Annotated in this window: 25 protein-coding genes; 16 read left to right on the top strand and 9 right to left on the bottom strand. The window is 68.2% G+C overall.

Translation table 11 applies throughout. From position 1 onward, the window contains the following. The first annotated feature begins 34 nt into the window (after window positions 1–34). Window positions 35–1591, top strand: a complete 1557-nt coding sequence (locus tag ACLARN_RS15130) for a GMC oxidoreductase (RefSeq protein WP_409492017.1) — start codon at window positions 35–37, stop codon at window positions 1589–1591. A 42-nt stretch (window positions 1592–1633) separates the two neighbouring features. On the opposite strand, the gene ACLARN_RS15125 is transcribed toward ACLARN_RS15130, so the two are convergent. Then, a complete protein-coding gene (locus ACLARN_RS15125) occupies window positions 1634–2113 on the bottom strand; it encodes a carboxymuconolactone decarboxylase family protein (RefSeq protein ID WP_409492016.1) in 480 nt (159 codons plus the stop codon). Then, a complete protein-coding gene (locus ACLARN_RS15120; protein ID WP_409492015.1) occupies window positions 2110–3189 on the bottom strand; it encodes a dihydrodipicolinate reductase in 1080 nt (359 codons plus the stop codon). The genes ACLARN_RS15125 and ACLARN_RS15120 overlap by 4 nt, the downstream gene beginning before the upstream one ends. 295 nt (window positions 3190–3484) lie before the next feature. On the opposite strand from ACLARN_RS15120, the gene ACLARN_RS15115 reads away from it, so the two are divergent. Further along, on the top strand, window positions 3485–4615 hold the full coding sequence (locus tag ACLARN_RS15115; protein ID WP_409492014.1) for a Cmx/CmrA family chloramphenicol efflux MFS transporter: 1131 nt from the start codon (window positions 3485–3487) through the stop codon (window positions 4613–4615). Here ACLARN_RS15115 and ACLARN_RS15110 read toward each other — a convergent pair. Beyond that, window positions 4590–5183: a GNAT family N-acetyltransferase gene (locus ACLARN_RS15110; protein ID WP_409492013.1), complete on the bottom strand. Its 594-nt coding sequence runs from the start codon at window positions 5181–5183 to the stop codon at window positions 4590–4592. The two genes, ACLARN_RS15115 and ACLARN_RS15110, sit on opposite strands and share 26 nt — an antisense overlap. Window positions 5184–5235: 52 nt before the next feature. Between ACLARN_RS15110 and ACLARN_RS15105 the strand changes: the two genes are divergently transcribed. From ACLARN_RS15105 to ACLARN_RS15085, 5 genes are all read left to right on the top strand, one after another. Beyond that, complete coding sequence (locus tag ACLARN_RS15105) at window positions 5236–5832, top strand: formylglycine-generating enzyme family protein (RefSeq protein WP_409492161.1); 597 nt, start codon at window positions 5236–5238, stop codon at window positions 5830–5832. An 81-nt stretch (window positions 5833–5913) separates the two neighbouring features. After that, window positions 5914–6177, top strand: coding sequence for an amphi-Trp domain-containing protein (locus ACLARN_RS15100; protein WP_409492012.1), 264 nt, complete (start codon window positions 5914–5916; stop codon window positions 6175–6177). Window positions 6178–6254: 77 nt separating this feature from the next. Further along, window positions 6255–6479 carry a hypothetical protein gene (locus ACLARN_RS15095; protein WP_409492011.1) on the top strand — a complete coding sequence of 75 codons (225 nt, stop codon included), beginning with the start codon at window positions 6255–6257 and terminating at the stop codon, window positions 6477–6479. 150 nt (window positions 6480–6629) lie between these two features. Beyond that, window positions 6630–7979 (top strand): DUF4041 domain-containing protein, encoded by a 1350-nt coding sequence (locus ACLARN_RS15090; protein WP_409492010.1) that lies wholly within the window; start codon window positions 6630–6632, stop codon window positions 7977–7979. Beyond that, window positions 7976–8560: a DUF2510 domain-containing protein gene (locus ACLARN_RS15085; RefSeq protein WP_409492009.1), complete on the top strand. Its 585-nt coding sequence runs from the start codon at window positions 7976–7978 to the stop codon at window positions 8558–8560. The genes ACLARN_RS15090 and ACLARN_RS15085 overlap by 4 nt, the downstream gene beginning before the upstream one ends. Before the next feature lies 1 nt (window position 8561). On the opposite strand, the gene ACLARN_RS15080 is transcribed toward ACLARN_RS15085, so the two are convergent. Beyond that, window positions 8562–9287, bottom strand: coding sequence for an SDR family oxidoreductase (locus ACLARN_RS15080; RefSeq protein WP_409492008.1), 726 nt, complete (start codon window positions 9285–9287; stop codon window positions 8562–8564). A 92-nt stretch (window positions 9288–9379) separates the two neighbouring features. On the opposite strand from ACLARN_RS15080, the gene ACLARN_RS15075 reads away from it, so the two are divergent. Further along, window positions 9380–10048 carry a TetR/AcrR family transcriptional regulator gene (locus tag ACLARN_RS15075; RefSeq protein ID WP_409492007.1) on the top strand — a complete coding sequence of 223 codons (669 nt, stop codon included), beginning with the start codon at window positions 9380–9382 and terminating at the stop codon, window positions 10046–10048. A gap of 284 nt (window positions 10049–10332) precedes the next feature. Then, complete coding sequence (locus ACLARN_RS15070; RefSeq protein ID WP_409492006.1) at window positions 10333–10725, top strand: hypothetical protein; 393 nt, start codon at window positions 10333–10335, stop codon at window positions 10723–10725. Here ACLARN_RS15070 and ACLARN_RS15065 read toward each other — a convergent pair. Continuing rightward, a complete protein-coding gene (locus tag ACLARN_RS15065; RefSeq protein ID WP_409492005.1) occupies window positions 10696–11532 on the bottom strand; it encodes a helix-turn-helix domain-containing protein in 837 nt (278 codons plus the stop codon). The two genes, ACLARN_RS15070 and ACLARN_RS15065, sit on opposite strands and share 30 nt — an antisense overlap. Window positions 11533–11589: 57 nt before the next feature. Here ACLARN_RS15065 and ACLARN_RS15060 point away from each other — a divergent pair, with 57 nt between their 5' ends. After that, window positions 11590–12453, top strand: a complete 864-nt coding sequence (locus ACLARN_RS15060; RefSeq protein ID WP_409492004.1) for an alpha/beta fold hydrolase — start codon at window positions 11590–11592, stop codon at window positions 12451–12453. On the opposite strand, the gene ACLARN_RS15055 is transcribed toward ACLARN_RS15060, so the two are convergent. Then, entirely contained in the window at window positions 12450–12827 is a 378-nt protein-coding gene (locus tag ACLARN_RS15055) for a hypothetical protein (protein WP_409492003.1), read from the bottom strand. The genes ACLARN_RS15060 and ACLARN_RS15055 overlap by 4 nt on opposite strands. A 172-nt stretch (window positions 12828–12999) precedes the next feature. On the opposite strand from ACLARN_RS15055, the gene ACLARN_RS15050 reads away from it, so the two are divergent. Beyond that, entirely contained in the window at window positions 13000–13755 is a 756-nt protein-coding gene (locus tag ACLARN_RS15050) for a thioesterase II family protein (protein ID WP_409492002.1), read from the top strand. A 98-nt stretch (window positions 13756–13853) separates the two neighbouring features. Further along, complete coding sequence (locus ACLARN_RS15045; protein WP_409492001.1) at window positions 13854–14870, top strand: alpha/beta fold hydrolase; 1017 nt, start codon at window positions 13854–13856, stop codon at window positions 14868–14870. Here ACLARN_RS15045 and xylA read toward each other — a convergent pair. Beyond that, window positions 14867–16036, bottom strand: a complete 1170-nt coding sequence (gene xylA, locus ACLARN_RS15040) for a xylose isomerase (RefSeq protein WP_409492000.1) — start codon at window positions 16034–16036, stop codon at window positions 14867–14869. The two genes, ACLARN_RS15045 and xylA, sit on opposite strands and share 4 nt — an antisense overlap. A gap of 96 nt (window positions 16037–16132) precedes the next feature. Here xylA and ACLARN_RS15035 point away from each other — a divergent pair, with 96 nt between their 5' ends. Then, complete coding sequence (locus ACLARN_RS15035) at window positions 16133–17308, top strand: ROK family protein (protein WP_409491999.1); 1176 nt, start codon at window positions 16133–16135, stop codon at window positions 17306–17308. Here ACLARN_RS15035 and ACLARN_RS15030 read toward each other — a convergent pair. After that, window positions 17265–17726, bottom strand: a complete 462-nt coding sequence (locus tag ACLARN_RS15030) for a hypothetical protein (RefSeq protein ID WP_076167752.1) — start codon at window positions 17724–17726, stop codon at window positions 17265–17267. The genes ACLARN_RS15035 and ACLARN_RS15030 overlap by 44 nt on opposite strands. A gap of 536 nt (window positions 17727–18262) precedes the next feature. Further along, the gene (locus tag ACLARN_RS15025) at window positions 18263–18742 is read right to left on the bottom strand and encodes an Lrp/AsnC family transcriptional regulator (RefSeq protein WP_409491998.1); all 480 of its coding nucleotides are present in this window, start codon (window positions 18740–18742) and stop codon (window positions 18263–18265) included. A 135-nt stretch (window positions 18743–18877) separates the two neighbouring features. Here ACLARN_RS15025 and pdhA point away from each other — a divergent pair, with 135 nt between their 5' ends. Genes pdhA through ACLARN_RS15010 form a run of 3 tightly spaced genes read left to right on the top strand, consistent with a single transcriptional unit; the run spans window position 18878 to window position 22165 of the window. Then, window positions 18878–19975 (top strand): pyruvate dehydrogenase (acetyl-transferring) E1 component subunit alpha, encoded by a 1098-nt coding sequence (gene pdhA / locus ACLARN_RS15020; protein ID WP_409491997.1) that lies wholly within the window; start codon window positions 18878–18880, stop codon window positions 19973–19975. Continuing rightward, window positions 19975–20973 (top strand): alpha-ketoacid dehydrogenase subunit beta, encoded by a 999-nt coding sequence (locus ACLARN_RS15015; protein WP_409491996.1) that lies wholly within the window; start codon window positions 19975–19977, stop codon window positions 20971–20973. The genes pdhA and ACLARN_RS15015 overlap by 1 nt, the downstream gene beginning before the upstream one ends. Next, complete coding sequence (locus ACLARN_RS15010; protein ID WP_409491995.1) at window positions 20966–22165, top strand: dihydrolipoamide acetyltransferase family protein; 1200 nt, start codon at window positions 20966–20968, stop codon at window positions 22163–22165. Before ACLARN_RS15015 ends, ACLARN_RS15010 begins: the two co-directional genes overlap by 8 nt. The last annotated feature ends 30 nt before the right edge of the window (window positions 22166–22195 follow it).

Raw genomic sequence — 22195 nt, 5'->3', positions numbered from 1 at the left:
CCGCCGCGTTTTCATCGCAGGAACTGGTTCTATCTTGGGCGCCGCGGCGCTCGGCGGGACCGCATTCGCCTCTTCGGGGAACAAGCCGTCCTCGGTCGCCGACGCCGCACGAGTCCCGGCACTCGTCATCGGTTCCGGCTACGGAGGCTGCGTCGCCGCGCTCCGGCTCGCCGAAGCGGGTGTCGACGTCCACCTCGTCGAACTCGGCATGGCTTGGGACACCCCGGGCACGGACGGCAAGATCTTCGCCAACACCACCACCCCCGACTACCGGTCCTTCTGGCTGCGGACGAGGACCAAGCAGCCGTTGAGCAACTTCCTCGGCTTCCCACTGGACAAGGACGTCCCGCGCCACACCGGGATCCTCGACGCCGAGGAGTTCAGCGGCATCACCGTCTACCAGGGTCGCGGCGTCGGTGGCGGCTCGCTGGTCAACGGCGGGATGGCCGTCACCCCGAAGCGCGAGAACTTCGGCACGGTACTGCCGACGGTCAACGCCGACGAGATGTACGGCGTCTACTACCCGCGCGCCAACGCGGGCCTCGGCGTCGCCACCATCGACCCGAACTGGTTCGAGACGGCCGAGTGCTACCAGTACGCGCGGGTCGGCCGGAAACACGCGCAGCGATCGGGTTTCCCGTTCCTCTTCGTCCCGGACGTGTACGACTGGGACTACATGAAGAAGGAGCAGGCGGGCACGGTTCCGAGGTCCGCGCTGGCGGGCGAGATCCTCTACGGCAACAACGCGGGCAAGAAGTCGTTGCAGCAGACCTATCTTCCGCGGATCAAGGCGACGGGGCGCGTGACCATCTCGCCCCTGCACCGCGTCACCACGGTCACTCCCGCCTCCGGCGGCGGCTACACCGTGGTCATGGAACAGCTCAACACCAGCGGCGCGGTCACCGCGACCAAATCCGTGACCGCGGACAAGGTCTTCTTCGCCGCGGGTAGTGTCGGCACGAGCAAACTGCTGGTCAAGCTCAAGGCCACCGGCGCGCTGCCGAACCTCGGCAACGAGGTCGGAAAGGGCTGGGGCGACAACGGAAACGTCATGTGCGGCCGGGCCAACCACATGTGGGACGCCACCGGCGCACTGCAATCGTCCATCCCCACCGCCGGTATCGACAACTGGGCGGCGGGCGGCGCGTTCGCCGAGGTCGCGCCGCTGCCGACCGGCATCGAGACCTACGCCTCGTTCTACCTGTCCATCACCAAGAACCCCAACCGGGCGGCGTTCTCCTGGAACGCGGCCGCGAACAAGGTCGACCTCAACTGGCAAACCGCCTGGAAACAGCCGTCGATCGACATGGCGAAGACGATCTTCGACAAGATCAACTCCAAGGAGGGGACGATCTACCGGACCGACCTCTTCGGCTTGTACAAGATCTGGGGCGACCATCTCACCTACCACCCGCTCGGCGGCGCGGTGCTGGGCAAGGCGACCGACAATTACGGCAGGCTCCACGGCCACCCGGGGCTTTACGTGATCGACGGCTCGCTCATTCCGGGTAATACGTCGGTGAACCCGTTCGTCACCATTACCGCGCTGGCGGAAAGGAACATCGAAAAGATCGTCGCCACCGATTTGTGACGACGATCGAAGAAAGGCCGGGGCCGCCACCCCGGCCTTCTCTTATATCTTCGGCAGAACGCAGACCGTGTCGATCCCCAAAACGTGGTTCAGCCGCCCGAAAGCGAGCCAGGAACCGATGCTCATACTCAGTTCCACGATTTCCTTCTGGCTGTAGTGTTCCCCCATCCGCTTCCAGAATTCGTCGTCGATGCCGTGGTGGTCGAGCGCGTAGCGTTCGGCGTACTCGGCGGCCAGCCGGGTCCGCTCGTCGAACGCGTCGGTGGTGCGCCACTCGGTGACGGCGTCGGCGAACCCCTCCTCGACCTTCTCGCCGTCGCGATCGGTCCGCCAGTCCAGGCAGAAGACACAGCCGTTGATCTGGGCGATCCGCAACCGGGCCGCCTCGAACTCGCGGAGCCCGAGCGTCGTGTGCGAGTAGACCGCCAGCGAGAGTTTCGACGCCGCGACGCCGATGCCGGGCACCATCTCACCCCACACGTAGCCGATCGGGTCCTTGCCATCGGGGATGTCGATGTTCATCGCGCGCTCCTTCCGAGCTTGCCGGTGGCCGGTCGCAACGGGACGTCGAGTGCGTCGTAGAGACCGGGTTTGGCGTCCACGAGCCAGTCGACGGCGCCGACCAGCCTGCCGACCGCGGTCGCGTTGCCGCCGGCGGACCGGTTCTCGCCCTCGTCGGTGGCCTCGATCGAGACCTCGATCCTGGGGCGGCCTTCGATGATCACCCGGTGCGCGCCGTCGCCGCTGGGCGGCGTCGGCCAGTCCGGAGCGCACGAGGCGTGGATGCGGGTGACGTGCTCGATGACGATCCGCAGCTCTCCGTCCACGATCCCCTGCACCTCGAACCGGACGGCGCCCTGCGTGCCCGCCTCGAACTCGCCCATCGCCCGCGTGGTCACGGTTTCCTCGAGCGGACGGCGCTCGAGCGTCTCCCGGATCTCGTCGAGGTCGACGCCGAGCCCGCGGGCGATCAGCCGCACCTGCCCGCCCCACACCATCGTCGGGACCGACGGGGCCAGCATCGGCGGCTGATAGTCCATCGGCTGCCCCATACCGACCAGGTAGCGGACGGAATCCGGCTGGTCGTAGGTGGAGTAGTCGAAGATCTCCTGGCAGCGGACCGCGTCCACGGTGGTGCCGAGCCCGCTGATCAGCAACGGCAGGATGTCGTTGCCCCAGCCTGGATCGACGCCGGAGACGAACAGGGAACCACCGCCCTCCGCGATCGCGGCGAGCACGGGCTCCCGCAGTTCTTCGGGCGCGTTGCGCTGGTCGTACAGCGCGTAGAGCGCGGGTGTCACCACCACCGCACCGGCCCGGATCGCGCGGACGATGTCGGCCAGCGCTTCGGCGGGCCGGATGTCGCCGGACGCCGCGTACACCACCGCCCGCGGACCCGCCGCCAACACCGCTTCGACGTCATCGGTCGCCGCCACACCCAGTTCGCCGTCGACACCGGCGAGCGCGGCCGCGTCACGGCCGACTTTCGCGGGATCGTGCACGAGCACACCGGTGAGTTCCAGCGCCGGATGCGCGTCGACGGCCCGGATGGAGGCGCGGCCGATGTTGCCTGTACCCCAGACAACTGTGGGAATCATGAAGTCGAGGTTTACCCGGCTTCACTCAAGGGGGCAACGAAAGCGTTCCGGTACGCGGAACGACAATACCCGTTCGGCCATTTGCCGACCGTTGTGTAGTGTGCGCTCTCGTGACGAGCCCCGAGTCGGACAGAACCCCGCCGCCGGTCATCCGGCGGCGAGTCGTCGTGTCCGGCCGTTAGGGGCCGGCTCTCTCGCTTCCCGGTGACCGGAGCGCTGTTCCGTGCGCCCGGCCGGGGTTTCCCCTGCCCCGCGCACGGCTTCTCCTGCTCACCTTCTGCTTGGGAGTCGTCCGTTGCCCCTGTTCGTCTATGTCCTCGGCCTTGCCATCTTCGCGCAAGGCACCTCCGAATTCATGGCCTCCGGGCTCGTGCCCGGGATCGCCGGTGACCTGTCGGTCCCGGTGGGCGCCGCCGCCACGCTGACGTCGGCGTACGCCGTCGGGATGATCGTCGGCGCTCCTGCCATGGCCGTGCTCAGCGCTCGCTGGCCTCGCCGCCGGGCGCTGGCCGGATTCCTGGCCGTCTTCGTCGTGGTGCACGTCGTCGGCGCGCTGACGACGAGTTTCCCGGTGCTGTTCGGCACCCGGATCGTCGCGGCCGTCGTCAACGCCGGATTCCTCGCCGTCGCCATGCCCGTCGCGGCCGCCTTGGCACCACCGGGAAAGCGGGCGCGGGCGACCGCGGTCCTGCTGGCGGGCATCACGCTCTCGTGTGTCGCCGGTGTGCCGGCCGGATCCGTACTGGGTGATCTCGCGGGCTGGCGCTCGGCGTTCTGGGCGGTCGCCGCGTTGTGCCTGCCCGCGCTGGTGCTCGTGTTCCGTTCGGCACCCGCCGACGCGGCGGATCCGCCCGAGATCTCGATCAAACGCGAAGCGGGCGAACTGAAAGCACGGCCAGTGCGACAGGCGATGATCCTGGCTGCCTTGGTCAACGGCGCGACCTTCGCGACGTTCGCGTTCCTCGCGGTCATCGCGACGGACGTGGCCCGCCTCCCCGCCGCGGCGGTTTCCGGCTTGCTGGCGGCGTTCGGTGTCGGCGCGTTCATCGGGGTCACGGTGGCGGGCCGCGCGGGTGACGGTGGGCTCCGACGCGGTCTGATCGTGGCGTTGTGCTTGTTGCCCGTCGGCTGGGTGGCGCTGGCGGCGACCAGCGCGCACCCGGTCGCCTTGTTCGTCGTGACCACCGTCCAAGGTGGACTGTCGTTCGGGTGCGGTTCGGCGCTCGTGGCCAGGGTCATGCACGTGGCACCCGGCGCACCGACGTTGAGTGGTTCGTTCGCGACCGTCGCGCTCAACGTGGGCGCGTTCCTTGGTCCGGTGCTCGCCGGCCTGGTCACGGAGTCGACCGGCGACTACCGGTACGCCATCTGGATCAGCGCGGCGATCGCCGTCGTGGCGCTCACGCGGGTGCCGAGTCGCTCCTGAGCCGCGCGTGCAGGTGGACGTCGTGCCAGCCATCCGCGTGCAACATCGAAGACCGCAGGGTGCCTTCGCGGCCGTATCCGGCCTTGTCCGCAACCCGGCAGGAGGCGGTGTTCGCGGTGGAATGCAGGAGGGACAACCGGTTCAACCGGATGGTTTCGAACGCCCACCGCGTCAACGCCACCACCGCGGCGCTCGCGATCCCCGCGCCACGAGAGGAAGGGAGAACCCAGTAGGACAACTGCGCTGAAGCCTCGAAAAGCGAGATGGTGCGGAGGCCGACCTGCCCGACGGGCCGGTCCTCCCGGGCGTCGACCACCGCCCAGCTCGCGTCTGTCTCGTCCGCCCAGCGCCGCTCCCAGCCCGCGATCCAGCCGCGTGCCTCGTCCTCGCCGTCGACACGGCGGACGTGCCAGCGCTGGATCGCGGGACAGGCGAACGCGGCTTCGACGCACTCCACGTCGTCAGCGGACCAGGGTCGCACCACCAGCCTGTCGTCGACGATCAGGCACGGCTGCTTGACGGCCCGGAAAGTACCGGCGGGCAGGGCGGGCTCGATGAGCAGAGGCACCGGCCCATCATGGCGCATCGGCGCCGCCGACCTGGGTAACATCGGCCGGACCATGGAGATGATCACCGTCCCGGCGGGCGAGGTAACACTTTCGGACCGGCGGACGCAACAAAGCTGGACCGTGGACGTCGCGTCCTTCCTGCTCGCGCCGGTCCCGGTCACCCGCGAGGCCGACAGGCTTCCCCTCGTCGAGGTCTCGTGGCTCGACGCCCTTCGGTTCTGCAACACACTGTCCGAACGTGAAGGGCTGACCCCGGCGTACCGGCTGGATTCCTTGTCGTGGGACCGGTCCGCGAACGGCTACCGCCTGCCGTCCGAGGCGGAATGGGAGCACGCCTGCCGCGCCGGCACGAGCGGCCCCCGCTACGGGCCGCTCGATGAAATCGCCTGGTACCGGGAGAACTCGGCGGAATCGGTGCACGACGTCGGCGGGAAGGCCCCCAACGGGTGGGGCCTGCACGACATGCTGGGCAACGTCTGGGAGTGGTGCTGGGACGTCTACGACGCCGAGGTCTACGGCGAATACCGGGTCCTGCGGGGCGGCGGATGGTTCGACGAACACTGGAGCTGCCGGGCCTCGGTGCGGCGCCGCAGCCACCCGACCTTCCGCGTCGACGACGTCGGCTTCCGCCTCGCCCGGTCACTGTGACCCCGCCTACAGCCCACGACGATCACACGATTGAATGACGCCACGGACACCCGGCCGGGGTGTCGGACCCTGGAGGACACCGTGACCGGAACCGCTCCCCGAGACGTCGAACGCGTCTATTCCACCGCCGACGTCGTCGCGAAACTGCGCCGTCTCGCCGACGCGCTCGAGTCCGAGACCTCGTTCCGCATCCAGATCGCCGGGGAACGGTTCCGCGTCCCCGCCCGCGCGCAGTTCTCGATCGAGCACGAGCGGGGCGACGGCGAGGAAGAGATCGAGTTCCAGCTGAAGTGGAAGATCGAGGAAGCCGACTCCGACGATGACTCCGAAGGCACCGTCGTCTGAGTCGCTGTCCACAAAGGACATGGGGCGGGCTCGCATTTCCGTGGCGGGCCCGCTCTTCTCTTCTCTACTGTTCCCCGGTGACCACGAACTACGACCGCCGCGCGTTCGCCGTCGCCTACCTCAAGGCGCAACCGGACTACTCGCACCCGTTCATCGACGACGAAACCGGTTGTGGGAGTCGTACGTCGACACGATGGAACTGTTGCTCGGCATCCTGCTCGGCGACCCGGGGGGACGCGGTGTTCACGTCGGCCGATCTTCGTGGGATCGGAGTGGACGACACGGAGCCGCGAGCCTCGTGAGCGCGCGGCACGGCAACCCGAGCCGTTAGTCCGGTTCAGTGAACCGTTGATTCTCCCGGAAAACGACGTAACGCTGCGTGCCCTTACCAAGATCTCCGAAAGAGCACCGGAACGGCGATCTTGGCCGGTGCCTCACGGGGAGGAAGCAACGTGGCGTTGTTCGGCAACAATCAGAGCGCGGAAGTCGTCGCCCTTCACCAGCAACTGGCGGCGGCGCACGCGACGATCGCGGAGTTGAGGGGCTGGGTCGGGCACCTTCGCGGAGCTGAAACCGCCGCGCTCGAAACCGACCTCCGCCGGTTGAAGGCAGCGGTCGAGCAGGCCAAGGCGGAGCATGCGGCACAGTCCGCCTCCCGGCAGCAACTGGCGGCCGAGCTGGAGTCTTGGCGCTCTCAGCTCGTCGAGACTCGTGAACTCGCCTTGCTCCAGCAGGTCGGCATCTACGAGTACTCGCATCCGCTCGAGGACGCGCTGGCTTACAAAGACGCGCTCAGCGAACTGCGGCTGAACATCAAGGCGGCCGCCAAGTCCGACGCCGTGACCTGTCAGGTCGACTGGGCGGTCAACGGATCGGTCAAAGAGGGGCAGAAACTCGGCCGCGACATGGCCAAGTTGATGCTCCGGGCTTACAACGCCGAAGCCGACAACGCGGTCCGTGTGGTCAAACCGCATACGGTGGAATCCGTCAGGAACCGGCTGACGACCACGCGGGACACGATCAGCAAACTCGGCACGCTGATGCGCATCACCATTTCGAGCGACTACCACCGGCTCAGGCTCAAGGAGATCGACCTGACCGCGGACTACCTGATGAAGGTCGAGATCGAACGCGAAGTGGCGCGCGAAGAACGTGCCAGGCTCCGCGAAGAGGCCAAGGTCATGAAGGAGGTCGAGCGGGAGCGGGCACGTCTCGCCAAGGAGCGCGCCCACTACACCTCGGTCCTCGCCCGGCTCGAGGCGAAGTGTGACACCGAAGGCTGGGCCAAGGCGAAGGAACAGCTGGCCGCCGTCGATGACGCCATCGCCGGTGTCGAGCAACGAGCCGCGAATGTCCGCGCCGGCTACGTCTATGTCATCTCGAACCTGGGCGCGTTCGGACCCGACATGGTGAAGATCGGAATGACCCGCCGCCTCGAACCGATGGACCGGGTTCGGGAACTCGGCGACGCGTCCGTGCCGTTCCGGTTCGACGTCCACGGGCTCTTCTTCTCCGAAGACGCGGTCGCCCTCGAAACGGCCCTGCACCAGCAACTGGCGGCCGATCGCGTCAACATGGTGAATCCGCGGCGCGAGTTCTTCTACGCCACGCCCGCGCGGGTGAAGGAACTCCTCACCAAGCTCGGTGACGACCACATCCTCGAATACAAGGACACCGCGGACGCCGTCGAATGGCGCGCGTCCCGCCGCGACGACGAACGCTCGCTCGCCTTGTCGGCGGTCGCATCGAACACCGACGCGGGCGACGACGGCGACCTTTCTTCGGACGGCGACCTGGCATGAGTCACCCCAACCCGCCCCAAGCGCCTCCCCGTCCCCCGTCGTGGTTCCCCGATCCTTTGGACGATTCCCTGCTGCGGTACTGGGACGGATATCGCTGGACTTTCTACACCGCCGAACGTCCTGTACCCGCGCCATCGGCACCTCCGCAACAGGTATCTCAGGCCTCTCCCGCACCGGCACCGCGCCCCGACATCGCGGCCGCGTTGCGGAACGTTCGCGGAGTGCTCGTGGGCTCGATGAAGGAGGTCAATCTCCTCCCCGGCTATCTCCGGCCCGAAGAACAAGTACTCGCGCTGACCAGCGCGCAAGGCGAAGGCCAGGGTGTGCTCGCTTGCACGAACCGCCGGTTGCTCTTCCTCTTCGTCGGGGTCGTACGCCGTCAGTTCCTCGAGGTCGATTGGAACCAGACGAAGCACATCTTCTACTCGCAGTCCACCAAGACCTTTTCGGTCTACACCACCAAGTTCACCAAGCGGGCCATTCCGGCGTTCACCGTGCGGGTCAACAACCTCAACGACGCGAACTCCATCGCCTACGCGGCTCAGTCGGCGTCCGCGGCACCGCGGCTGGACGTCGTCTGACTCAGACGATGCCACCGTTGGCGCGCAGGACCTGGCCGTTGACCCAGCGGGCCGGACCGGCGAGAAACGAGACGACCTCGGCGATGTCGGAAGGGGTGCCGAGGCGTTCGAGGGGCGGCTGCGCGGCCATGCTCGCGATGGTCTCCTCGTCCTTGCCGTCGAGGAACAGCGCCGTGGCGGTCGGGCCGGGGGCAACCGCGTTCACGGTGATATCACGGCCGCGCAGTTCCCGTGCGAGGACCAAGGTGATCGCCTCGACCGCCCCCTTGGTAGCGGCATACGCGGCGTAGCCAGGAAGAGCGAGCCCGAGCACCGAGGTGGAGAAGTTGATGATCGCGCCGCCGTCGCGGACGCGGCGGGCCGCCTGCTGATCGACCACGAAGGTGCCGCGGATATTGGTGCGGTGCAGCCGGTCCAGCCGGTCGAGGTCCAGTTCGGCCACCGGCGCGAGGTACATCGTCCCGGCGGCGTGGACCACCACGTCGATCCCGCCGAAGGTCTCCTCCGCGGTGTCGAACAGGGCTGCGACGGCGTGTTCGTCGGCGACGTCGGCATGGACGGCGATCGCCTGGCCGCCGCCGGTGGTGATCGCGTCGACCGCGGCCTGCGCCTCATCCTTGTTGCCGCCGTAAACGACGACGACCGTGAATCCGTCGGACGCCAGTCGCTCGGCGCTCTGCCTGCCGATGCCACGCGATCCGCCGGTGACGATCGCTACGCGTGTCATGAGGTGCTCCCATCAGGTGTTTCCGTCGATAACACAATGAAAGTATCACCGATTCCGAACCGGTGCTACCCAAATCATGTTATCGTCGATATATGACGACGAGAGACCGGCTGGTTCACGCGGCGGCGGAGCTACTGGTGGACGGCGGGCGCGACGCGTTGTCGACGCGTGCGGTCAGCGCCGCCGCCGGCGTGCAGGCGCCGACGCTCTACCGGACCTTCGGCGACAAGGAGGGCCTCCTCGACGCGGTCGCCGCCCACGGCTTCAAGAGTTATTTGTCGGGAAAACACTCCCTCGGCGAAACCGGCGACCCGGTCGGCGACCTCCGGCGAGGCTGGGACCTGCACGTCGAGTTCGGTCTGTCCCAGCCCGCCTTTTACCTGCTCATGTACGGCGAACCTCGCGTCCGCGAAGCGCGCAAGGAGGCGGACGCGATGCTCCGCCGGATCGTCGAGCGCATCGCCGAGGCAGGCCGTCTGCGCATACCAGTCGAACGATCCGCGCAACTGGTGCACGCGACCGGGATGGGCGTGATCCTCTCGCTCATCGCGAGCCCGCCCGAGCAACGTGACCTGGACCTGATCATCGACGCCCGCGAACACGTCATCCAGACGATCACCACCGACAGTGCCGACGGCGCTTCGGGCATCCCCAAACGCGCCATCGCACTCAAGGCCGCGCTGGCGAAGGAACCCGGAAACGCGCTGACCCAGGCCGAGCACGCGCTGCTCGCGGAATGGCTCGACCGCTTATCGGCCTAGCGTCGCGTGATCCTGCAGGTCTTACCCGTGATCAGACGGCGATTACGCGACACTAGCCGACCGCCTTCGCGGCCGAGACCGCTTGCCCGGCGTAAGACCGTCCGAAAGAGACGCCCGCCAGCGAGCCTCCGACGACGACACCGAAGCCTTACCTGACCACCACGCCTACACTGGAGGTCACCGGGGAGGCGGTCAAGCCCGGCACGAAACTGAAGTTCGGGGAGCAGGCGATCATCCCGTTCTACAGCCACTACGCGAAGGGCGTCGTCGGGCTGACGGTCACCGTGGAATCGGTCAAAGCGCCCGACGCCGACATCGACGGCCTGCCGCTCAAGGAAGAGGACAAAGCCAAACTGCGCGGCAAAAACTTCTTCTTCGTCCGCGAAAAGCTGACGAACGTCGACGGCACCAATCTGTCCGAGGTGTACGCGCCGACCCTCAGCGCCAGGACCAAGAGCGGCGGCTGGCCGGGTTCCCTCCTGGAGATGGGAAACTCCGACGTCGCCGGCTGCGAAGACGAGAACTTCGCGCCCAAGGACTTTTCAACCAAGGGGGCGGTCTTCGAGTCCTGCCGTCTGCACTTCGGGGTCGCGTCGGACCCGATCACGTCACTGGCGTACACCTCGCAGCCCTACGAAAGCGCCGATTCACGAGCCGTGACCTGGCGCAACAAATAACCCGGCAGGCTTCCCGGCCTCGGTCGGGCTGAATCCGGTCAACGCCCGGAATTCGCGGATGAGATGCGCCTGGTCGCTGTACCCGCCCCGGTAGGCGACCTCCGGCCACGAGAGGGTGGGCGCCCGGTCCAGCAGCGCCATCGTGCGGTTGAGCCGGGTGATCCGCCCGATCGTCTTGGGGCCCAGTCCGATCTGTTCGCGGACCCGGGCGTTCAGGTGCTGGCGGCTCCAGCCGATCTCGTCCGCGAGCGCGTCGACGCGGACCGGGCCCGCCGACAACCTGTCCCAGGCGTAGCGGACGGGTGTGGCGAGTTCGAGGCCGCGAATCAGCCTCGTCACGAGGTACTCGTCGAGCAGCCGGAAGCGCTCCGGCCAGTCCGCGGCCTCCGCGAGCTGTTCGGTCAGTGACCCGGGTGGCAGCAGATCGGCCGCGGCGACGATCGAATTCGCCAGCTCCCGCAACGGAATCCCGAACAATCCGTACGCGCCGAGCGGCGTCAGCGCGACGGCGATGCCGCGCGATCCCCCGGCCTGCCCGATGAGCAGCGGCCGGTCCCGCAAGCCGAGTACCGGTGAATCCGGGACCGCCCCGTCCGGCCCGCGGCGGACCGGCGCTTCGAGGTCGATCACCCAAGTGAGCACGGACAACGGCGTGACCTGCCAGGAGATCGGCTCGGCGTCCGGCAGATCGTGCGCGACGTAGCTCAGGACATGAGCGGCAAGACCGGGATGAGGCGACCTGAAAACCCGCTCACCGGGCGCGCGGACGATGTCCCGCCGCGGCACCACGAGACTCCACCCGCCCATGCCGCCATCTTACTTTCGTTCAAGACCGGAAACGTGGCTCTGCCTAGCGTTCTCCTCATGAAGAAAACAGGGGGATTCAGGAATCCGGCGGCCGAGAAGCAGTACTTCGCCGCGTATGACCGCGCCATGGCCGAGTGCCCGGCGCCGGACGGGGTCTTCAACGTCGAGACCCGCCATGGCATCACCCGGGTCTACCGGTATGGCGGCGACGGTCCGCCGATGGCACTGTTGCCCGGCCTCATGGCGACTTCCGCCTGTTACGCGGCCTTGTTTCCCGCTTTGGCCGAACGGCACGCGGTCTACGCGATCGAGACCCTCGGCGAGGCGGGCGGAAGCGTGCAAACCGCGCCGTTCAAGGACATCCGCGACCGTGTGGGCGCTCTCGACGACGTCTTCGAGAGCCTGGGGCTGACCGCGGTGCACCTCGTGGGCGGTTCGACCGGCGGCTGGCACGCGGTCAACCAGGCGATCCACGCGCCCGGCAGGCTCGCGTCCATCGCGTTGCTGGACGCGACCACCGTTTCGGCGCCGTTCGCCAGGAAGGTGTTCTGGTACGGCGCGCCCGCCGCCGTGCTCGACAGCGAACGCCTGTGGCGGCGTTTCCTCACGTGGTCCGCCGGGGAGGACATCTTCGACCAGCCCGCCGCCCGGCTGGTGCTCGCCGGAATCCGGTCGTACCGCGCGCGGATACCGTTCCAGGTTTGCCCGAGCGAGGAGGCACTGCGGTCCATCGAACTGCCCACGCTCGCCCTGTTCGGCGGACGTAGCGCCGTGCACGATTCGGCCGCTGCCGCCGCCCGCTTCGAAAGCCTGCTCCCCCATGCCGACGTCGAGATCCTGCCCGACGCCGGGCACTACCTCTATCTCCGGCCGGAGGATCGCGACCTGATCATCGACCGTGTCCTCAAGTGCGTCGCTTAGGCAGCCCGTGAACCAGAACTGCGACGCGCGGCGACCAGGCTGGCCCGGCAAGCGGCGATCAGCCGGGCCGAGGCGGCGCTTTCGCCGTGGCCGCACCGAGGGCAGGACATGGTGACGTCACCGGACAGCTCGTCGACGGAAACAGTCAGCGCGGTCGCGCACGAACGACACCAGCGGTGCCGGGTGATCGGGTTGACGTGCAGTGGGGAGGCGACGCACTCGTGGATCCAACGGCCGTGCACGTGGCAGGTCAGGCGGTCGTCCGGGGACAGGCGGCCGACGTCTTCGGCGTCGTCCTCCATCGCCAGCAGAACCGGCAGGGTGCGGTTCACCGGGTTCAGCCGCGTGGTCGAGGCCAGTGTCGTGGTGTTCATCGCTTTCTCCTTCCGGCTCTTATCAGGACGTCGAGTGGAGAACGCCAGATACGACACAGCCGGGCGACTTTCTTGCGAAGATCTTTCCCGGCCTCCCCCCAGCGGGTGAATTGATCTTGGTCGAAGCCAAACCGTTACCCCGTTCGGGTTAACGGCGCGTATCTTTCGGATCATGACGGCCGCACTCATTCAACTGTCCACATCGGACAGTCGCGGGTGCGACTACCTGCTGCTTCCGCCTGCTGGAGGCATACTCCGCGCCTTCGGCCCGCTCGCCGCCGCGATCGACGCGGACGTCTGGGGCGTCGAATATCCCGGGCACGGGGAACGGCTCGCGGAGACTCCGGCCGCGTCCGTCGAAGAACTGGCCGCGCGGCTGGCCGACGAGATGACGACCGACCGGTTCTCCCGCACCGTGGTCATCGGCTTCGGCATGGGCGCCTTCGTCGCGATGGAAACGGCTCAACGGCTGGGCGCCGCGCCGGGCGCGTTGGTCGTCGTGGACGCGTGCGCCCCGCAGCGGCGCTCGCCGGACAAGAACGCCAAGGCGGGAGCGTCGGCCATGGGCCGGGTGTTCGGCCGCACCGGGCTCACCCCGGTCGCGGGCTACCGCGACTCGCCCGAAGGCTGGGAGTATGCCCTGGACCTGCTGCTCGGCGACCTCCAGTTGTTGAACGCCTACCGCGGACCCGCCAGGACCCGGCTCGCGTGCCCGATCGCGGCGATACGCGGCACCGACGATCCCGCGTTCGCTTCGGGTGACGACGCCACCGGCGGATGGCGGGTGTGGACGTCCGGTCCGTTCGTGGGGCGCGTCGTCCCTGGCGGGCATCTTGGCGTTCTCGAATCCGGCCGGGAAGCGGAGTTCTGGGCCCGGATCCGCCGTCTGGAGGCGACCTTCCTCGGCGTCGAACCTGAGGTCGCCTAACCCGGTGACTTACACGGGTGACGTCGTCCGACGGTCGCCGCGCCTCGTGCCGCACTCCTAATTTCGTCCCGTACCGGCGTTTCGCGGGAGGAATCAGGATGCTCAGCAGGAGAAGGTTCGCGCAGGCCGTCGTCGCCGCGACGGCGGGAGCCGCCGTGGCGGGTTGTTCGGCCCAACCGGCGACGGCACCGACGGCGGCTGCCGCCACGACCGGCGGAAACACCTCGCTCGGCCCGATCAAGCAGATCGACGCCGGCGAGCTGAGCATCGGATACGCCGAGGCAGGCCCCGCCGACGGTCCGGCGGTGGTCCTCCTGCACGGCTGGCCCTACGACATCCACAGCTACGTCGACGTCACCCCGCGTCTGGCCGCGGCCGGATACCGGGTGATCGTGCCGTTCCTGCGGGGCTACGGGCCCACACGGTTCCTGTCGAAAGACACCTTTCGCAACGGCCAGCAGTCCGCGATCGCCGCCGACATCGTCGCGCTGCTGGACGCCCTCAAGATCCAGAAGGCCGTCTTCGGCGGCTTCGACTGGGGTGCCCGCACGGCCGTGATCATCGCCGCGCTGTGGCCCGAACGCTGCAAGGCACTCGTCTCGGTGAGCGGCTACCTGGTCACCAACCGGGAGACGAACAAGCAGCCGCTCTCCCCCACCGCCGAACTCGGTTGGTGGTACCAATATTACTTCGCGACCGAGCGCGGCATCCTCGGCTACGAGAAGAACCGCCACGACTTCAACAAGCTGATCTGGAAGATCGCGTCGCCGAAGTGGACCTTCGACGACGCGACCTACGACCGCTCGGCGGCCTGTTTCGACAATCCGGACCACGTGGCCATCGTGATCCACAACTACCGCTGGCGGCTCAGCCTTGCCGACGGCGACCCGAAACTCGACGCCCTGGAACAGAAACTCGCGCAGGGTCCGGCGGTTTCGGTGCCCACCATCACGATCGGCAGCGACTTCGACGGTCCGAACACCGACGGCAAGGCCTACCGGTCGAAGTTCTCCGGCAAGTACGAGCACCGTGTCCTGAACGGGATCGGCCACAACGTGCCACAGGAGGCGCCGGAGGAGTTCGCCAAGGCCGTCATCGACGTCGACAGGTTCTAGCGCGCCCCGGTGAGGTGTTCGAGCGCGAGCTGGGACAGGCGGATGAACCCATATCCGCGTTCCGCCGCCTTGTCCGGGTCGAAGTCCTCGAACGTCGAACGGTCGGCCAGCAGGTCCGCGGCCGTCTCGCCCTCGTTGAGCGTCGGTGTCGCCAGTTCCGGGACGAGGGCCGCGTCGAGGGCGGCCCGCACCTCGGGGTCGACACGGAACGCGCGGGCGCGTTCGGCGAACAGCAGGTAACTGGCCATGTTGGCCTCGGCGCTGGCCCAGACACCGTCCATGTTCTCCGTGCGCAGCGGCTTGTAGTCGAAGTGGCGCGGCCCGTCGTAGCCGCCGTGCTCCAGCAAATCGACCAGGAAGAACGACGAAAGCACGTCGCCGTGACCGAACACGAGATCCTGATCGAAGCGCGGGCCGCGCTGGCCGTTGAGGTCGATGTGGAACAGCTTGCCCTGCCACAGCGCCTGGCCGATGCCGTGGACGATGTTGAGCCCGGCCATCTGCTCGTGCCCCACCTCGGGGTTCACGCCGACGATCTCGTGGTTGTCCAGTGTGGAGATGAACGCGAGCGCGTGCCCGACGGTCGGCAGCAGGATGTCGCCGCGCGGTTCGTTCGGCTTCGGTTCGAGGGCGAGCCGGAGACCGTAGCCCTGGTCGATGACGTACTGGGCGAGGAAGTCGATGCCCTCGCGGTAGCGGTCCATCGCCGCGCGGACGTCCTTCGCGGCGTCGGTCTCGCTGCCTTCGCGGCCGCCCCAGAGCACGAACGTCGACGCGCCCAGTTCGGCGGCGAGGTCGAGGTTCCGCAGCACCTTTCGCAGGGCGTAGCGGCGGACGTCGCGGTCGTTGCTGGTCAGGCCGCCGTCCTTGAAGACGGGGTGGCTGAACAGGTTCGTCGTCACCATCGGGACGACGAGGCCGGTTTCGGCGAGCGCGGCCTGGAACCGCTTCAGATGCCGAGCGCGTTCAGACTCGGCGGAGCCGAACGGGATGAGGTCGTCGTCATGGAAGGTGATTCCCCAGGCGCCGAGGTCCGAGAGGCGATGCACGGCTTCGACCGGGTCGAGCGGGCCCCGGCTGGCCGGACCGAACATGTCGTTCGCCTGCCAGCCCACGGTCCACAGCCCGAAGCTGAACTTGTCCTCACGCGTCGGTGCCTGAGTCATCACGCCTCCACCAATTAGTTTGATGCCTGAACTTATCGACGCGCGCCCTGGCGGGTCAAGGCTTTCGTTCAGGCATCGAACGAATACAATCGCGCGATGATCGGCACGCGTCCGGCGGGACAGCACACCGTGCGGCAGCACAACGCCGCCCTCGTCCTCGGCGCGATCGCGGACGGCCCGGGAACTTCACGGGCTGGCCTCTCCGCCGCGACCGGACTCACGAAAGCCACCGTGTCGAGCGTGGTCGACCGGTTGATCGCGGCAGATCTTGTGGCCGAAGGCGAGCCGGAGCGGCGCGTGGGACCGGGACGGCGCGGCACCGTCGTGTCGCTCTCCCCCGCCGGGCCGCACGGTCTCGGCATCGAGATCGGCGTCGACTATCTGGCGTTCTGCCTCGTCGATTTGACCGGCGCCGTCCGCTTCGAGGAGGTCCGATACGCGGACAATCGGACGCCACGCGTTTTCCAGCGCGTGTCGGCGTTCCTGCGCAAGGCGCGGAAGCAGGCGGAGGCGCTGGGTTTGCCTGTCGGCGGTGTGGGCGTCGCAGTTCCGGGCCTGGTCGAATCCGGTCTCGTGCGCCTCGCCCCCAATCTGGGCTGGCGCGACGTCGACCTCGCGGACCGGCTCGGCGAGACCTTCACCGTCGCCAACGAAGCCAACTTCGCCGCGCTCGCCGAACTCTGGCACGGCACCGCGTTGCCCGATTTCGTCCACGTGTCCGGCGAAATCGGGATCGGCGCGGGAATCGTGCTGGACCGCGCCCTGTTCGAGGGTGTACGTGGCGCCGGCGGCGAGATCGGCCATCTTCCTGTAGCACCCGACGGCCCGCCGTGTTCCTGCGGCGCGAACGGCTGTTTGGAAAGAATGGCCGGACAGGACGAGATCCTGCGGCTGGCGGGCGCGGAGACGGTGGACGATCTGATCTCCGCGCTGGAATCGGGAAGCGACGCGGCGCTCGCCGCGGTCACCACCGCCGCGGGTCATCTCGGTATCGGACTGTCCACTGTGGTCAATCTGATGGACGTCCCCGCCGTGGTGCTAGGCGGAACCTACGCCCGGCTCGAACCGTGGCTGCGTGAGCCACTCCTCGCCGAGCTGGAACGCCGAGTGCCCAGCGCGGCGTGGTCGCCGGTGCGCGTCGTCCCCTCGGCGCTCGGTACGGGGGCCGCCGTCCGCGGCGCGGCCTGCTCGGTGGTCCGCGGCATCCTCGCGGATCCCGAGCACCATCTCACGACTCACTGGCCATCCGATCAGGACGCTCGGGGTCGGTGACCCCGGGCAACGAGGGCTCGATGGCTTGCGCGCGCTCCTCGATGTCCGCACGCCGGACCCGCCGGGCGTAGGCGATCAGTTCGTCGCGATCCGCGTGCGGGAGCCAGCCCTGCTCGCAGCCGGTCTCCAGCCGCACGAGATACCGCACCAGCTCGACCGACTCGGCGCCGAAGTCCCGCATGCGCCGCGTCAGCAGCTCCGCCGCGCCGAGGTAGCCGTTGTTCCAAGCGTGGACGGCCAGCAACTGCGCCGTCGCGGCGAGGATGTCGCCGAGGTGGAACCCGCCCTCCGCGGCGAGATGCCCGGCGAGCCGGAAACTCCGCCTGCCCTCGCCGACCGGCCCCTCCTCGCGAATCGCTTCGAGCAGCGCCCCGACCTGCCGCGTCAGGTAGTCCTGACCCGCGCTCTCCACCGTCACCGCTGTCCTCCGCCCAGTCGCCGTGATCGTAAGGAGGTGTCAATGGGGAGTACGTCAGATACATCGAATGCCGAACCGTTATCACCCGAATGGGCTTGTCGGTGGTACCTCTCGGTCAACAGGGCGCTTCCGACTCCGCCATCGAACCCGCCTGTATTCGGCGCGAAGGCTGAAGGCGTTACAGCCGGCTCAGGTCGTGTCCGAGACCGGCTCGGCGGCTGGGGCGGGACCGCGGTCCGTGAAGGACTCCCTCCCCAAGTACATGAAGGACCCCTTCCTGTACTAGGCGCCAGGGTCCCGGCAAAGTCGCAGAGCTGCTGATCAGCGCTGCTCTTGGTAATCCGGACTTGGCATCGCTAGTACCCGGAGGGGTCGAGCGGGGAGGATTTCGGACGTTGAACGTCCGAAATCCTCCCCGCTCAGAGGACTCCGCAGCCGGTGGGCCGCTGAACTGCAAGATCTCGACTCTGCCGGGCCCCTGGCACTAGGCGCAAGGACGCGGGTGACCGGCGCGTGGGCTCCCCGCAACCAGAGGACTAAACGCGGGGAGCGACGCCCGCCTGTTCCTCGAAGATCAGCCAGGTCCGGGTCGATCGCACGCCGTCCAGTGCTTGCAGCCGTTCCAGGACGACGTCCCGCAGCGACGCGTTGTCCGGAGTCCGCACCAGCAGCAGGATGTCGAAATCGCCGCCGACCAGCGACACGTGCTCGACGTACGGGATCTCCCGTAACTCCGCAGACATCGTGCGCCACGACGTCTGCTCGACGGTGATCAGGATGTACGCGCTCGTCCCGAGACCGGCCCGCCGGGGGTCGATTCGCGCGCCGAAGCCGGTGATGACGCCTTCGGACATCAGGCGATCGAGGCGAGCGTAGGCGTTGGTGCGCGAGATGTGCAGCCGCTCCGCCAGCGCGCGGACGGCGAGCCTGCCGTCGGCGGACAGTTCGGCGACGATCGCGCGGTCGATGTCGTCGAGGGCAAGGACCGTTCGTCCCGGATCCGGTCCGTGAGCCACGCCACTTGTGGACGGTTGGTGCGGCTGAACCGATCCTGCGGACAGTTTGTCGCTCATTTCGCCTACCTCTTGAACACCAGGACGCCAGAAACCACGATCTCAGCATCATATGTCTGTGAAAGGTGGTGCTGCGCCATGTCGCGGGAGACCCCAGCCGCCGCGTTGCTGCCGTCACCGGTCCCGGTGCGGTTCCTCGCCGAGGACGGCACGCGCGTCGACGAGCACGGCGACTACGCCGAGCCGCCCGCCGACCGGCTCGTCGAGGCCTACCGGCTGATGGTGCTCGGCCGCCGGTTCGACGTGCAGGCGACCGCGTTGACCAAACAAGGCCGCCTCGCGGTCTACCCGTCGAGCGCCGGCCAGGAAGCGTGCCAGGTCGCGAGCGCGCTCGCCCTCACCGAGGCCGACTGGCTCTTCCCCACCTACCGCGACTCGGTCGCGCTGGTCGCTCGCGGACTCGAGCCGGGTGAAATCCTGACGCTGCTTCGCGGCGACGCGCACTGCGGCTACGACCCGGCCAAGACCCGTGTCGCTCCCCAGTGCACCCCGCTGGCCACCCAGACCCTCCACGCGGCCGGGCTCGCGCACGCGATGCAGCGCCGAGGAGAGGAGGTCGTCGCGTTCGCGCTCATCGGGGACGGCGCCACCAGCGAAGGCGACTTCCACGAGGCGCTCAACTTCGCGGCCGTGTTTAAGGCACCTGTGGTGTTCTTCGTGCAGAACAACGGGTTCGCGATCTCCGTGCCGTTCGAGAAGCAGAGCGCCGCGCCCGCGCTGGCCTACAAGGGCGTCGGTTACGGCGTCCGCTCCGAACAGGTCGACGGCAACGACGCCGTCGCGGTCCTTTCGGTGCTGGACGACGCCGTCGCGCACGCGCGTGCCGGACTCGGGCCGGTGCTGGTCGAGGCGCACACCTACCGGATCGACGCGCACACCAACGCCGACGACGCCACCCGCTACCGCGACCAGGCCGAGGTCGAGAAGTGGCGCGCGGCCGACCCGGTCCGCCGCCTCGAGACCTACCTGACCACCGCGAACCTGTTGTCCGGCAAAGACATCGAGCGATTCCAGGCCGAGGCGGAGACGTTCGCGGCCGGAGTGCGCGACACGCTGAACGCGGACGTGGAGCCGGATCCGATGTCGTTGTTCGAGCACGTGTACGCCGTTCCGACCCGCCAGCTGGCCGCTCAGCGGGCGCTGGTCGCGGCCGAACTGGAAGCAGTGGAGGGCTGATGACCGAGATCTCGATGGCGCAGGCGCTCAACGCCGCCCTGCGCGACGCCGCCAAGGACGACGACCGTGTGCTGATCTTCGGCGAGGACGTCGGCCCGCTCGGCGGTGTGTTCCGGGTGACCGACGGCATCACCGCCGACTTCGGCGAGGACCGCTGCTTCGACACCCCGCTGGCGGAATCCGGCATCGTCGGCTTCGCGGTCGGGATGGCGATGGGCGGCTTCCGCCCGGTGGTCGAAATGCAGTTCGACGCCTTCGCGTACCCCGCCTTCGAGCAGATCACTTCGCACGTCGCGAAACTGCGCAACCGCACCCGCGGCGCGCTGTCGCTGCCGATGGTCATCCGGATCCCCTACGCCGGCGGGATCGGCGGCGTCGAGCACCACTGCGATTCGAGCGAGGCCTACTACACCCACACGCCCGGGCTTCGTGTCGTCACGCCTGGCACTCCCCAGGACGCCTACGACCTCCTGCGCGACGCGATCGACTCACCGGATCCGGTGATCTTCCTCGAACCCAAATGCCGCTACTGGTCCAAGGAACCCGTCTCCTTCACCCGCGGCAACGCCCCGATGGACAGCGCGGTCGTACGTCGAGGGGGCAAGGACGTCACGCTGATCGCGTACGGCCCGATGGTCGCCACCGCGTTGGAGACGGCGGAGGCCGCGACCGCCGAGGGCTGGGACGTCGAGGTGGTCGACCTCCGGTCGCTGAACCCGTTCGACGACGAGACCGTCACCGCTTCGGTGCGCCGTACCGGACGCGCGGTCGTCGTCCACGAGGCCGCCGGGTTCGGTGGCTACGGCGCCGAGGTGGTCGCCCGGATCACCGAACAGTGCTTCCACCAGTTGCACGCGCCCGTCCTGCGGGTCACCGGTCTCGACATTCCTTATCCGCCACCGAAACTGGAGCGCCATCAGCTTCCGGACGTCGACCGGATCCTGGACACCGTCGCCCGGTTGCAGTGGAACGACGAACCGGTGGTGGCCGGTGCCTGACTTCCTGCTCCCGGACCTCGGTGAAGGGCTGACCGAGGCGTCGATCGTGAACTGGCTCGTCAAGGAAGGCGACACTGTCGGCGTCGACCAGCCCGTCGTCGAAGTGGAGACCGCGAAGGCCGCGGTCGAGGTGCCGGTGCCGTTCGCCGGCGTCGTCACCCGTCTCCACGGCGAACCCGGCCAGTCGCTGCCGGTCGGCGCTCCCCTGCTCACCATCGGCCCCGGCTTCACCGAACCCGGCGTGACGACCGCGAGCGAGGGCAGCGGCAACGTCCTCATCGGCTACGGGACCACGACCACGACGCGGCGCCGCCGGACACGCACCGCCGTCACCACTCCCGAGAAGCCGTCGAAAGCGCCGGGCGTGATCTCGCCGTTCGTCCGCAAAATGGCCGCCGACAACAAGATCGACCTCACGAAGCTGACCGGCAGCGGGCCGGGCGGCATCATCCGGCGCGCGGACGTCGAGGCCGTGCTCACCACCGCCGTCCCAGAACCACGGGACGGTGAGAAGCGGGTCCCGCTGACCGGGGTCCGCAAGGCTGTCGCCGACAAGCTGACGACCTCGCGGCGCCAGATCCCCGAGGCGACGGTCTGGGTCGACGTCGACGCTACCGAACTCGTCGCCGCGCGAAAGTCGCTCAACGCCTCGGCACCGGATCGCCCGGTGAGTCTCCTCGGCCTCGTCGCCCGGTTCGCCGTGGCGGGGCTGCGGAAGTACCCCGAGTTGAACTCGCGCGTCGAAGGCGACGAAATCGTCCAGCTGCGGGACATCAACCTCGGTTTCGCGGCGCAGACCGACCGCGGTCTCGTCGTGCCGGTCGTCCGCGACGCGGGTTCACTGTCCACAAGGGAGCTTTCGGCCGCGATCGGCGATCGGACCGCCCAAGCCCGGGAAGGAAAGCTCGGCCCGGCGGGTCTCACCGGCGGGACCTTCACCGTGAACAACTACGGCGTGTTCGGGGTGGACGGCTCCGCCGCGATCATCAACCATCCAGAGGCGGCCATCCTCGGCATCGGCCGGATCATCGACCGCGCCTGGGTCGTCGACGGCGCTCTGGTGGCGCGGAAGGTCTGCGAGCTGACGCTGGCGTTCGACCACCGGGTCTGCGACGGCGGGACCGCGGGCGGTTTCCTGCGGTTCGTCGCCGACTGCGTCGAGTCGCCGGTCACCGCGCTCGGGGACCTCTGAGCGAGACGTACAACTCACGGTTGTGACCCG

The organism is Amycolatopsis sp. cmx-11-12 (genome assembly GCF_046269425.1).
In the GTDB taxonomy this organism is placed as follows: domain Bacteria; phylum Actinomycetota; class Actinomycetes; order Mycobacteriales; family Pseudonocardiaceae; genus Amycolatopsis.
Note: the sequence above shows the minus strand (reverse complement) of the source record. Positions and strands in the feature narration are given on the sequence as shown.